Here is a 12,701-nt window from a genome sequence, read left to right on the forward strand (position 1 = left end):
CCGGGAACGATTACTCGGCGCCGATCTCGGAGCCTTCCAGGTTGAGGTTCAGCTTGTCGCCGGCGGCGTCTTCTTCGTCGTCCATCTCTTTCATTTCGATCTCCCGCTCGTCGCCAGCAAGAATCTTGACGTCCATGCCGAGACTTTGGAGTTCTTTGATCAAGACTTTGAACGATTCCGGAACGCCTGGCTCCGGCACGTTCTCGCCTTTGACGATCGACTCATACGTCTTGACGCGTCCGACGACATCGTCCGACTTGACGGTCAGAATCTCCTGCAGCGTATATGCCGCGCCGTAGGCCTCGAGCGCCCATACTTCCATCTCGCCGAAGCGCTGGCCGCCGAATTGCGCCTTACCGCCGAGCGGCTGCTGCGTAACGAGCGAGTATGGACCGGTGGAGCGCGCGTGGATCTTGTCGTCGACCATGTGCGCCAGCTTGATCATGTACATGACACCGACCGTAATCTCGCGCTCGAACGGCTCGCCCGTACGGCCATCGTACAGGATCGTCTTGCCGTTACGCTGCATGCCGGCTTCTTCCATCGTGTCGAAAACGTCATTCTCGTGCGCGCCGTCGAAGACCGGCGTCGCCGCGCGAATGCCGAGATATTTACAAGCCATGCCCAAGTGAACCTCGAGCACCTGACCGATGTTCATCCGCGAAGGAACGCCCAGCGGGTTCAAGACGACTTGAACCGGCGTGCCGTCCGGCAGGAACGGCATGTCTTCCTCCGGCATGATGCGGGCGACGACACCCTTGTTACCGTGGCGTCCGGCCATCTTGTCGCCTTCGGAAATCTTCCGCTTCTGCGCGATGTAGACGCGAACCAATTGGTTAACGCCCGGCGGCAATTCGTCGCCGTTCTCGCGAGTGAACACTTTGACGTCGACGACGATGCCGTCGGTGCCGTGAGGCACGCGCAAGCTCGTGTCGCGCACTTCGCGAGCCTTCTCGCCGAAGATTGCGTGCAGCAGGCGCTCTTCCGCCGTCAGCTCGGTTACGCCCTTCGGCGTGACCTTGCCGACGAGAATGTCGCCTGCGCCGATCTCGGCGCCAACGCGGATAATGCCGCGCTCATCAAGGTTGCGGAGCGCGTCTTCCCCTACGTTCGGGATATCGCGGGTGATCTCTTCCGGCCCGAGCTTCGTGTCGCGCGCTTCGGACTCGTATTCCTCGATGTGAATCGAAGTATAGACGTCTTCGCGGACGAGCTTCTCGGACAGCAGGATCGCGTCCTCGTAGTTGTAGCCTTCCCACGTCATGAACGCCACGACGACGTTGCGTCCGAGAGCCAATTCGCCGTTCTCCGTGGACGGTCCGTCTGCGAGAATATCGCCCTTCTTGACGATATCGCCGCGGCGGGCTAGCGGACGCTGATTGATGCAAGTTCCTTGGTTGGAACGCATAAACTTCTGCAACTTATACTTGACGAGGTCGCCTTTGACTTCCTTGCCGTCGATCGTCTCCGTACGGCGCAGCCAAATCTCGTTGGCCGTGACGCGCTCGATGACGCCATCGTACTTCGAGACGATACATACGCCGGAGTCCTTGGCAGCCTTGTGCTCCATGCCAGTGCCCACATACGGGGAGTCCGGCACAAGCAGCGGCACCGCCTGACGCTGCATGTTCGAACCCATGAGCGCACGGTTGGAGTCGTCGTTCTCAAGGAACGGAATCATCGCCGTAGCGACGGATACGACCTGCTTCGGCGATACGTCCATGAAGTCAACGCGATCGGAAGGCATCGTCAGAATGTTATCGGCTTGCTTGTTGTAACGGACGATAACTGTCTCGTCGGCGAACTTATTGTCCTCAGTCAGAACGGCGTTCGCCTGCGCGATAATGTAGTTATCCTCTTCATCAGCCGTCATATAGACGACTTCGCTCGTCACGCGGCCGGTCGTATGATCGACCTTGCGGTACGGAGCCTCGATGAAGCCGTACTCGTTGATGCGCGCGAACGTCGACAAGGAGTTGATCAGACCGATGTTCGGTCCTTCAGGCGTCTCGATCGGGCACATCCGTCCATAGTGGGAAGGGTGCACGTCGCGGACTTCCATGCCCGCGCGCTCCCGCGTCAGACCGCCGGGACCGAGCGCAGACAGACGTCGCTTGTGCGTCAGCTCGGCCAGCGGGTTCGTCTGGTCCATGAACTGGGACAGCTGCGAGGAGCCGAAGAATTCTTTGATCGCGGCGATGACCGGACGAATGTTGATCAGCGCTTGCGGCGTGATCGCATTCTGATCCTGGATGGACATCCGCTCGCGAACGACGCGCTCCATCCGAGACAGACCGATGCGGAATTGGTTCTGCAGCAATTCGCCGACTGAGCGCAGACGACGGTTGCCCAGATGGTCGATGTCGTCCGTGCTGCCGATGTTATGCAGCAGGTTCATGAAATAGTTGATAGCGGCGATAATATCCGCCGGCGTGATATGCTTCACCGACTTGTCGATGATGCCGTTGGAGATGACCTTGACGACTTTGCCGTCCTCTTCCGACGAATAGACATTCACGCTTTGAAGAGGGATATCCTCCGACTCGTTCACGCCGCCGGTGACGCGATACGTCTTGAACCCGACGTTCTTCTCCAGAGCGGGAAGAATCTGATCGAGCAGACGGCGGTCGATCATCTGGCCCGCTTCGGCGATAATCTCGCCCGTGGACGGATCCACCAGCGTCTCAGCAAGACGCTGATTGAACAGCCGATTCTTAATATGCAGCTTCTTGTTTATCTTGTAGCGGCCTACATTCGCCAGATCGTAGCGCTTCGGATCGAAGAATCGCGCGATCAGCAAGCTGCGCGCATTCTCCAACGTCGGCGGTTCGCCCGGACGCAGGCGCTCATAAATTTCGATCAGCGCTTTCTCCGTGGAGTCGGTGTTGTCCTTCTCCAGGGTATTGCGAATGAATTCATCATGGCCGAGCAAGTCTAGAATCTCGGCGTCAGTGCCGAATCCGAGCGCGCGAAGCAAGACGGTAACCGGAATCTTCCGCGTACGGTCAATCCGTACGTAGACGATGTCCTTCGCATCCGTCTCGAGCTCCAGCCATGCGCCGCGGTTCGGAATAACCGTCGCGGTGAACGTCTTCTTGCCGTTCTTGTCTACCTTCGTGCTGTAATACACGCTCGGCGAACGAACCAACTGGCTGACGATTACCCGTTCTGCGCCGTTAATAATGAAAGTGCCGGTCTCGGTCATGAGCGGGAAATCGCCCATGAACACTTCCTGCTCTTTCACTTCGCCGGTTTCCTTATTGAGCAGTCTCACCTTGACGCGAAGGGGAGCCGCATACGTGACGTCGCGTTCCTTCGATTCGTCGACAGAATACTTCGGCTCTCCCAGGCTGTAGTCGATAAACTCCAGAACCAGATTGCCCGTGAAGTCGGAGATCGGCGAGATATCTTGAAAAATCTCGCGCAGTCCATCCTCCAAAAACTTCTCATACGACTGCTGTTGGATCTCGATCAAATTCGGTACTTCCAGCACTTCGTTGATGCGGGCGTAGCTGCGCCGCTGACGGCGACCATACTGAACAAGATGTCCTGCCAACTTAACCTCACCCCTTCAGTCTACTTCAACACAAGCGAGAACGAGATCCTCTCTCCAGCAGTAGCAGAGGCAGCCGTTCCGCGGGCGTACGCGCTTAATAAACATGCCGAATAGCAAGTCAAAGGACCGGACAGCGTAAATAAAGAAAAGCCCTTATGCGCCGGTTGATAGGCGGCACAATGGCACCGTTATCCAGTCAATTGCCCAAAACAAACCCATTATACGCCATTCGGAGAAAACTTATTCGCATTGCGCGAAAATTGGGTCTTGACTTTTTGTCTGCTAAAGACAAATAGCCCATCTTAATACTGACATTTTTCAATAATACCATATGCCAGCAGCCAAGTCAAACCATTTTTGCGCGATAAATCCGATAGCCTTTGTCTTTGCCAATCTCTTCGACCGCCTCTTCTCCGAACACCTCTTGGAGCTTGGCCTTGGCCGACGGAGCGCCTTGTTTGTTCTGAATGACGATCCACAGCGCCCCTCCCTCGCGGAGGTGATCTCTAGCATCGGTTAGAATGCGATGCACAACCGCTTTGCCAGCGCGAATCGGCGGGTTCGATAGAATGACGTCGAACCGCCGCTCCGCGACAGCTTCATATAGGTCGCTCTGCATCGCTGCGGCATTCACGATTCCGTTGGCAGCTGCATTCTCGTTCGCAAGCGCTACTGCCCGTTCGTTAATGTCGAGCATGGTGACATGTCCTCGCGGCGCAAGGCGGGCGGCGGCTAGTCCGATCGGACCATATCCGCATCCGACATCGAGCACATCGGCATCGTCTCTGAACTCCATCATGTCGATCAGCGTGCGGCTGCCGTAGTCCACCCCGTCCCGCGAGAACACGCCCGCGTCGGAAGCAAGGCGCAGCCGATGTCCTCTGAGCGTAACTTCGATTGCTCGCCGATCGCTGGCGGTCTGAGGTTTCTTCGTATAGTAGTGTTCGCTCATTGGCGCACCTCCTTGCCTTCATTAGCATGAACAAACCCCTCGAAGAAGAGTTTCTTCAAGGGGTTTGCCATGTATGCGGTCGAAATTACTTAACTTCGACTTTAGCGCCAGCTTCTTCAAGCTTAGCTTTAACCGCTTCGGCTTCTTCCTTAGCGACTTTCTCTTTAAGTGCCTTCGGAGCGTTGTCAACAACGTCCTTCGCTTCTTTCAGGCCGAGACCCGTAATTTCGCGAACGACTTTGATAACGTTGATTTTGGAAGCGCCGGCGTCGACGAGGATAACGTCGAATTCGCTTTGCTCAGCAACTTCAGCAGCGCCGCCGCCTGCAACTACTGCAACCGGAGCTGCAGCCGTTACGCCGAATTCTTCTTCGATTGCTTTAACGAGATCGTTCAGTTCCAGAACGCTCATGCCTTTGATGGCTTCCAAGATTTGCTCTTTGCTCATGGAATTGTACCCTCCAATAAAATGTTTTTAGTTTTCCGGCTACGGCCGGATCGTGTCGTGCGTTATGCGCAACTTTCGTTACGCGCTTGCTTCGTTCTTCTCTGCGACTGCCTTGACGGCGAGAGCAAAGTTGCGGACCGGCGCTTGCAGGACGCTAAGCAGCATGGACAGCAAGCCTTCGCGGGACGGCAGATCGGCCAGCGCCTTAACTTGCGCGCTGTCGACGAAGCGGCCTTCTACGACGCCGCCTTTCAGCTTGAGCGCATCGTTCTTCTTCGCGAAATCGCTCAGAATCTTCGCAGCAGCAACCGCATCGTCCTTGCTGAATGCCACGGCGGTAGGACCGCTCAGAACGGAGTCCAGCTCGGACAGCTCGATGCTAGCCGCAGCGCGGCTGACCAGAGAGTTCTTGAGAACCTGGAATTCGATGCCGGCTTCGCGAAGCGCTTTGCGCAGCTCAGTTACTTGAGCTACGTTCAGACCGCGGTAGTCAGCCACGACGGAGCTCGCGCTCTCGCGCAGCTTCGTTGCGATTGCGTCAACCTCCGCTTGCTTCGCAGCGATAATTTTTGCATTTGCCATTTCGTACACCTCCTGGATCTTGATTCAACCGTATCGGTTCGCGCAGAATCGGTCAGACATTAGAAATGCCTCCGCAAGATTCCGCGGAGGCATGACGTGTTCGATCCAGCCGAAGGCCGTCTAAGCAACCCTCGTGATTCTATGCACACACCTCGGTAGGGAATTAAGCCTCTCGGCACCTACGGTCTACGGTATCCATATTCGACTTTGAAAGCTTACCACGATCGTTCAAAGCCTGTCAATGTACAGGTTATTCCTGCGACTATTGACGGAAAGATGCTACGTTCAGACGAACGCCCGGGCCCATCGTCGAAGAGATCGAGATGTTCTTCAGGTATACGCCTTTGGCAGCCGCCGGCTTCGCACGGTTCAGCGCATCGATCAGAGCCTTCAGGTTGTCGTCGAGCTTCGCAGCGTCGAACGATACCTTGCCGATCGGAGCGTGAATTTGTCCGGCTTTGTCCAGGCGGTATTCAATCTTACCGGCTTTGATCTCTTGCACGGCTTTGGCAACGTCATTCGTTACCGTGCCGGCTTTCGGGTTAGGCATGAGGCCTTTACCGCCGAGAATACGACCGAGTTTACCAACTTCGCTCATCATGTCCGGAGTCGCGACGCAGACGTCGAACTCGAACCATCCTTGCTGGATCTTGTTGATGAGGTCCGTATCGCCGACATAATCGGCGCCTGCTGCTTCCGCTTCTTTGAGCTTGTCGCCCTTAGCGAAAACGAGTACGCGTTGCGTTTTGCCTGTGCCATGCGGCAGGACAACGACACCGCGAACGTTCTGGTCTTGCTTTCTCGGATCGACGCCGAGACGGACGGCAACTTCGACAGACTCGTCGAACTTAGCCGTGGCCGCTTTCTTCACGAGGTCAATCGCTTCCGCGGATTCGTAGGAAGCGTCGCGGTCGATCAGCTTAGCGGCTTCATTGTATTTCTTGCCATGCTTGGCCATGTTGTTCTCCTCCTTGTGTGGTTTTAACGGTCTCAATCCATGCTCCCGAGCGGGGAGCGACACGGATCTCCTCCCACATGCGCCGGAATCAAGCATTCCGGCACACCCGATTCAGCGATAATTCGCGATCGGATTAGTCTTCGATGACAACGCCCATGCTGCGAGCGGTACCTTCGATCATGCGCATAGCCGCTTCGACGGAAGCCGCGTTCAGGTCGACAAGCTTCTGCTCGGCGATCTCGCGAACTTTCGCACGTTTAACGGTAGCGACCTTCTTCTTGTTCGGCTCGCCGGAACCCTTCTGGATACCAGCAGCAACGCGCAGCAATACAGCAGCCGGCGGCGTCTTCGTCTCGAACGTGAAGGAACGGTCTTCGAATACGGTGATGACAACCGGAATGATCAATCCGTTCTGGTCAGCCGTACGCGCGTTGAATTCCTTGCAGAAAGCCATGATGTTGACACCCGCTTGACCCAGTGCAGGACCGATAGGCGGAGCCGGGTTGGCTTTGCCGGCAGGAACTTGAAGCTTAACGAGTTTGATGACTTTTTTGGCCATGATGCACACCTCCTTGCCCCATAATGCGGTCTGACGGAGCGTAAGCTCCTCCCGCTCTTGCTAGAAACCGGATATTATATCTTCTCCACCTGGGTGTATTCCAACTCAAGCGGGGTTTCCCGACCAAACATGTTGACGTGCACTTTCAGCTTGCTCTTGTCGTGCAAGATCTCTTCGACCGACCCGACAAAATTGGCGAAAGGCCCGACTTTGACGCGGACGCTCTCCTTCAATTCGAAATCGATAACCGGCTTCGGCTCTTCCATGCCCATATGGCGCAGAATTTGCTCCGCTTCCTCAGGGAGGAGCGGCGTCGGCTTCGATCCGGATCCTGTGGAGCCCACGAACCCGGTAACGCCGGGCGTGTTGCGAACCACGTACCAAGAGTCGTCCGTCTGGATCATCTCGACAAGGACGTAGCCGGGATACACTTTGCGCATCACCGTCTTCTTCTTGCCATCCTTGTTGACGACCTCTTCTTCCATCGGCACGAGCACTCGGAAAATCTTGTCCTGCATGCCCATTGACTCCACACGCTTCTCCAGGTTGGTTTTCACCTTGTTCTCATACCCGGAGTACGTGTGCACTACATACCATCTTTTCTCCATGGAAATGCCACCTTTGGTTCCCACGTCAAATGACGAGATCGACGAGCCGCGAAATAATAACGTCCAGCACCCAGAAGTAAATCGTGATCAGCAAAACAGTCACTACCACAACGATCGTGTAGCTGAGCAGCTCCTTACGCTTAGGCCAACGGACTTTCTTTAATTCCGCCCAGCTGTCGCTGAAGAACGAAAAAAAGGACCCAAAGCTCTGTTTCATTTTGGCTAGGAAAGTCACGTCCAAACCTCCTACGACTTACCGCGTTTCGCGATGAGGAAGATGCGCGTTGCAGAACTTGCAGAACTTCTTCAGCTCAATGCGATCGGAGTGAGTCCGTTTGTTCTTGCTCGTCGTGTAATTCCGTTGCTTGCATTGCGTGCAAGCAAGCGTAATGATAACCCGCATGTGTTCCACCTCCCGGGCTTGCCAACTTCATAAACATATTGAATCCAAGCGAATGCGGCCGCTTCGTCGTTCACGACAACGAAACCTGGCGTTTCGCCCGAGATTCAGGGCCTGTGCATACAACTCCACCTTAAGGTTACTAAAATAATTTATCACAGGGCCCATGCAATGTCAACGAAATTCCATTTGGAAGGTTGCGGAACGGGGCTTCCTGCCTCAGAGCCTATCATTATTGTTGCTCTATTTGCCCCGATCTAACCCTATTATCGCAATCGAAAAAAGCAGCCCGCCGGCTGCTCGTCATCTTCTATTCCTTATGCCAAATCTTCTAGCCGGTTCGCTCAGAACCCGATATCCCTGCCTTCCAGATAGCGCTCCAGCTTACGCTTGACGCGCTGCAAAGCGTTGTCGATCGACTTGACGTGGCGATCGAGGTCGACGGCGATCTCCTGATAGGATCGTCCGTCCAGATAATGCATCAGAACCTTGCGTTCCAAATCGCTCAGAATCTCGGACATCTTGTCCTCGAGACCGAAGAATTCCTCTTGGTTAATAATCATCTCTTCCGGATCGCATACGCGGGAGCCGCAGATCACGTCCAGCAGCGTCCGATCCGAATCTTCATCGTAGATAGGCTTGTCTAACGACACGTATGAGTTGAGGGGAATGTGCTTCTGACGGGTAGCGGTCTTGATGGCGGTAATGATCTGACGAGTGACGCACAGCTCGGCGAACGCCTTAAAGGATGCCAGCTTGTCCCCTTTGAAGTCGCGAATCGACTTGTACAAGCCGATCATGCCTTCCTGGACGATGTCTTCCCGCTCCGCGCCGATCAGAAAGTAGGATCGGGCCTTCGCCCGGACGAAATTCCGATACTTGTTAATCAAGTATTCCAGCGCATCTGAATCTCCTGACCGAACAGCCTCGACGATGTCCTCATCGGTCTGAAAGTCATATTCGTGTGCTGCCAACTCATTCACGTCAACGCTCACGAATCATCCCTCCCGACCTTCAAGCATATTGGAATTCCAGCTCACGAGACTACCAAACTACTACCAATATACTTTAAGAAACCTATAGCGTCAACTGATTCGCCTTGATTTGACGCGGATTGCAGGCTTTTGGACTGTGGAAAATATGTCATGGTTCCCCATTCTCGCCGATCTGTCCCCTCCGCATTCGCTCCAATCGGAGCTGAATATCCGGGCTGATCGCGCTTCCGAGCGGATTCCGCTTGGGCGGCGGCTCCTTGCGGATCGTGCGTTCAATCTCTCTCTGACCCTCGTCTATCGCAATCCGAAGCTCTCTCGCCGAGAGGCGCAGGGCGCCCTTCCCGAAGGTCACCCTCTGCTCCGTCTGATCCGAAGTGGCCACGTATACGTTGCGCTTCACCGACGTCGTCTCGCCGACGAGGCGCTCGATGCATTCGTCCGCCGTCTCCTTCTCGCGCGTGAATACTACGTTCACCCGATGCTGTTTGTATTCGGCGCCTAGCCCGGGCACCCGGAACGCGTCGAAGACGACCGAGATGGATACGCCGGCATAGCTCTGGTAATTGGCGAGCAGATCCAGCAGCCGATCCCGGGCGTCTTCCAGCTTGGTCAGCTTCAGCTTCTCGAGCTCGGGCCAAGCGCCGATCATGTTGTAGCCGTCCACGATCAGAACATCTTCACGGCGAAGCATGTCCTTCTCCTTGGCCGGAGCGCGCCGACCGGCGCTGCCGCACGCTCTCGTAAAGGATGACGCCTGCCGCCACGGAGGCGTTCAGCGAGTTAATCTTCCCGGCCATCGGCAGCTTGATCAGGAAGTCGCACTTCTCCTTCACCAAGCGGGAGATTCCTTTGCCTTCGCTCCCGATAATGATCGCCAGCGGCCCCGTCAGATTAGCCTTGTACACATCGTCGGCCGCAGAGACGTCCGCGCCGGCAATCCATACGCCCTCCTCCTTCAGCTTGTCGATCGTCTGGGCCAAGTTCGCTACCCTCGCGACAGGCACGTATTCGACCGCGCCGGCCGAAGTCTTGGCCACGACCGCAGTCAGGCTCGCGCTGCGGCGCTTGGGCACGATCACGCCGTGCACGCCGGTGCAGTCCGCCGTCCGCAGTATTGAGCCGAGGTTATGCGGATCCTCCACCTCGTCGAGCAGCACGAGCAGCGGCGCTTCCCCTAGCTCGCGAGCGCGGGCGAGCAGATCGTCCACTTCCGCGTAAGAGACAGCCGCCGCCTGCGCGACGACGCCTTGATGCTGCATGTCCGGCGCCAGTTGATCCAGCTTCTTCTTGTCGGCGAACTGCACGACGACGCCGCGATCCTTCGCTTCCTCGAGAATGGGCTGCACAAGGCTGCGCTGCGCTTGATTGGACAGCCAGATCTTGTTCAGCGCCCGGCCGGCGCGAAGCGCTTCAAGCACAGGATGCTTGCCGGCCAAATACTGCTCGCCGGCAGCGGCTTCGTCTTCGTTCCGCTCGAGATGCGGCGGCTGAACCGTCGGCTCGAGCCGGCGAGCGGCGGCGTCTGAGCGGCGAGAGGACTCCGACTGGCGGTCAGCCCCCCATTGACGGGGCTGATCCGTGCGGCGCGGCTCGGCTGAACCGCGCGGAGGCTTGGCTCCCGCGTCCTGCCTGCGGCCGTCATCGCGCCCTCCTCCTGCATTCGGCCTGCGCGTTCCGCTTGACGACGGGCGAGGGCGGTGTCGATTATTCATAATGGGTATCTCCCTTTCTCACGCGTTCGTTGGTTGGTCGGCGAAGGCAAGGCCGATAAGCGTCTCCAGCCTGTCCCGCTCCCCGCGGTAATATAAATAGCCGACCAGGCACTCGAGCCCAGTGGCATGGCGATATTCGCCCGGATCGGCGTTCTTCGGCGGCTGGCCGGACTTGGCGTTGCGGCCCCGGCGGGCGATATCCGCCTCCTCCTCGGTCAGCAGCGGCTCCCAGCGCCGCAGCAGCTTCGCTTGAGCCGCGGCTGACACATAGCGGACAGCCGCCCGGTGCAGATCGTTCGGCTTGCGCACGACCTTCGCGATGAGCATCTGGCGAACATACACTTCAAACACCGCGTCGCCGATATAAGCGAGCACGATCGGCGACAGCTGGCTGACCGGAACCCCGTCCGGCAGCATCGGCGCGATGACGGGCGCTAGCCCCATTCCCGCTTCGCTCATGCGCGCCGCCACCGGATGCCTTGCGGCGTATCCTCGAGCAGAATGCCCTTCGCCGCCAGCAGGTCGCGAATCTCGTCCGCGCGCGCGAAGCTGCGGCTCTTGCGGGCTTCCGCCCGCTCCGCGATCAGCCCTTCGATCTCCGCGTCCAGCAGCTCCGCTCCCGCTTCCGGCAGCAGCAAGCCCAGCACCGCGTCGAACTCGCCGATCAGCCCCAACAGGGACTGCAGGCTCGCCGCCTCCACCGTCTCCCGCTGCAGGTAAGCGTTCGTCTCGCTGACCAGCTGGAACCAGACGGTAATGGCATCCGCCGTATTGAAGTCGTCGTTCATCTTCGCGCGGAACTCCGCGCGAAGCGCCTCGAGCTTCGCCAGCAGCTCCGCATCCGCCCCAGCCGCCGATCCGGCGTCGACGCTCGCCTGGCGGTGCTTGACGTTGTCGCGGCTGGTCGTCAACCGGGCGACGCTATTCTCCGCCTGCTTCAGCACCTCGTCGCTGAAGTTCAACGGGCTGCGATAGTGCGTCGTCAGCATCATGTAGCGAATCGCCTGCGCGCTCGTGCGCTTCAGCAATTCATGGGGATTAACCACGTTGCCGATGGACTTGGACATCTTCTCATTGTTAATGTTCACGAAGCCGTTGTGCATCCAATAGCGAGCCAGCGGCTTGCCCGTAAGCGCCTCGGACTGCGCGATCTCGCACTCGTGGTGCGGGAACTGCAGATCGTGGCCGCCGCCGTGAATGTCCAGCGTCTCGCCCGCGTATTCAAGCGCCATCGCGGAGCATTCGATGTGCCAGCCCGGACGCCCATTGCCCCAGGGACTCGGCCAGAAGATCTCGCCCGGCTTCGCCGCCTTCCACAGGACGAAGTCCTGCGGATTCTCCTTGCGCTCGTCGACTTCGACGCGGATGCCGTACTGGAGCTCGTCAAGGTTCTTATGCGACAGCTTGCCGTATTCCGGGAACGCGGAGGTGCGGAAGTACACGTCGCCGCCGCTCTCGTAAGCATAGCCTTTGCCCACGAGCGTCTCGATAAACGCCACAATCTGCGGGATCGTCTCGGTCACGCGGGGATTCCTAGTCGCCGCACGGACGCCGAGCCCTTCGCGGTCTTCGTTGAAGCCGGAGATGAAGCGTTCGGCCAACTCCGGCACCGTCACGCCGTTCTCGGCCGCGCGGCGGATCATCTTGTCGTCGACGTCTGTGAAGTTGACGACATAATTCACTTCATACCCGACGGATTCGAAGTAACGGCGCACGACGTCGAAGAAGATGACTGGCCTCGCGTTCCCGATATGAATGTAGTCATATACGGTCGGACCGCAGACGTACATGTTCACTTTGCCCTGCGTGAGCGGCACGAACTTTTCTTTCTCGCGGGTCAGGCTGTTGTAGATCGATATAGTCACTTGCCTATTCTCCTTTGCACGGCCTTATTGGCCTATCCTCTTAATGGGAAGGGTCGAAAATGCTGT

Annotated in this window: 14 protein-coding genes and 1 other annotated feature; all 14 genes read right to left on the minus strand. The window is 57.4% G+C overall.

The window, feature by feature from the left end:
- Positions 1–10 precede the first annotated feature (10 nt).
- The 14 genes from rpoB to cysS all read right to left on the minus strand — a co-directional run bounded on the left by rpoB (position 11) and on the right by cysS (position 12,635).
- Complete coding sequence (rpoB, locus tag H4Q31_RS18310; RefSeq protein ID WP_185180509.1) at positions 11–3,556, minus strand: DNA-directed RNA polymerase subunit beta; 3,546 nt, start codon at positions 3,554–3,556, stop codon at positions 11–13.
- Between the two features lie 346 nt (positions 3,557–3,902).
- Positions 3,903–4,508, minus strand: a complete 606-nt coding sequence (locus H4Q31_RS18315; RefSeq protein WP_185180510.1) for a class I SAM-dependent methyltransferase — start codon at positions 4,506–4,508, stop codon at positions 3,903–3,905.
- Between the two features lie 85 nt (positions 4,509–4,593).
- On the minus strand, positions 4,594–4,956 hold the full coding sequence (rplL, locus tag H4Q31_RS18320; RefSeq protein WP_185180511.1) for a 50S ribosomal protein L7/L12: 363 nt from the start codon (positions 4,954–4,956) through the stop codon (positions 4,594–4,596).
- A 78-nt stretch (positions 4,957–5,034) separates the two neighbouring features.
- Positions 5,035–5,538: a 50S ribosomal protein L10 gene (gene rplJ / locus H4Q31_RS18325; RefSeq protein ID WP_185180512.1), complete on the minus strand. Its 504-nt coding sequence runs from the start codon at positions 5,536–5,538 to the stop codon at positions 5,035–5,037.
- 52 nt (positions 5,539–5,590) lie between these two features.
- Positions 5,591–5,748 (minus strand) — a sequence feature (ribosomal protein L10 leader region).
- A 52-nt stretch (positions 5,749–5,800) separates the two neighbouring features.
- Positions 5,801–6,496, minus strand: coding sequence for a 50S ribosomal protein L1 (rplA, locus tag H4Q31_RS18330; protein WP_185180513.1), 696 nt, complete (start codon positions 6,494–6,496; stop codon positions 5,801–5,803).
- Positions 6,497–6,629: 133 nt separating this feature from the next.
- A complete protein-coding gene (gene rplK, locus H4Q31_RS18335; RefSeq protein ID WP_185180514.1) occupies positions 6,630–7,055 on the minus strand; it encodes a 50S ribosomal protein L11 in 426 nt (141 codons plus the stop codon).
- Positions 7,056–7,129: 74 nt separating this feature from the next.
- Entirely contained in the window at positions 7,130–7,663 is a 534-nt protein-coding gene (nusG, locus tag H4Q31_RS18340; protein WP_185180515.1) for a transcription termination/antitermination protein NusG, read from the minus strand.
- A gap of 25 nt (positions 7,664–7,688) precedes the next feature.
- On the minus strand, positions 7,689–7,898 hold the full coding sequence (gene secE, locus H4Q31_RS18345; protein ID WP_185180516.1) for a preprotein translocase subunit SecE: 210 nt from the start codon (positions 7,896–7,898) through the stop codon (positions 7,689–7,691).
- A gap of 18 nt (positions 7,899–7,916) precedes the next feature.
- On the minus strand, positions 7,917–8,066 hold the full coding sequence (gene rpmG / locus H4Q31_RS18350; RefSeq protein WP_126961523.1) for a 50S ribosomal protein L33: 150 nt from the start codon (positions 8,064–8,066) through the stop codon (positions 7,917–7,919).
- A 341-nt stretch (positions 8,067–8,407) separates the two neighbouring features.
- Positions 8,408–9,058, minus strand: coding sequence for an RNA polymerase sporulation sigma factor SigH (gene sigH / locus H4Q31_RS18355; protein WP_185180517.1), 651 nt, complete (start codon positions 9,056–9,058; stop codon positions 8,408–8,410).
- 148 nt (positions 9,059–9,206) lie between these two features.
- Positions 9,207–9,749, minus strand: coding sequence for an NYN domain-containing protein (locus H4Q31_RS18360; RefSeq protein WP_185180518.1), 543 nt, complete (start codon positions 9,747–9,749; stop codon positions 9,207–9,209).
- Positions 9,736–10,494, minus strand: a complete 759-nt coding sequence (gene rlmB / locus H4Q31_RS18365) for a 23S rRNA (guanosine(2251)-2'-O)-methyltransferase RlmB (protein ID WP_185180543.1) — start codon at positions 10,492–10,494, stop codon at positions 9,736–9,738. The genes H4Q31_RS18360 and rlmB overlap by 14 nt, the downstream gene beginning before the upstream one ends.
- Positions 10,495–10,788: 294 nt before the next feature.
- The gene (locus tag H4Q31_RS18370; protein ID WP_185180519.1) at positions 10,789–11,229 is read right to left on the minus strand and encodes a Mini-ribonuclease 3; all 441 of its coding nucleotides are present in this window, start codon (positions 11,227–11,229) and stop codon (positions 10,789–10,791) included.
- Positions 11,226–12,635, minus strand: a complete 1,410-nt coding sequence (gene cysS, locus H4Q31_RS18375) for a cysteine--tRNA ligase (protein ID WP_185180520.1) — start codon at positions 12,633–12,635, stop codon at positions 11,226–11,228. The genes H4Q31_RS18370 and cysS overlap by 4 nt, the downstream gene beginning before the upstream one ends.
- Positions 12,636–12,701: the final 66 nt, after the last annotated feature.

It is taken from the genome of Cohnella lubricantis (assembly GCF_014212015.1).
Lineage (GTDB): Bacteria > Bacillota > Bacilli > Paenibacillales > Paenibacillaceae > Cohnella > Cohnella lubricantis.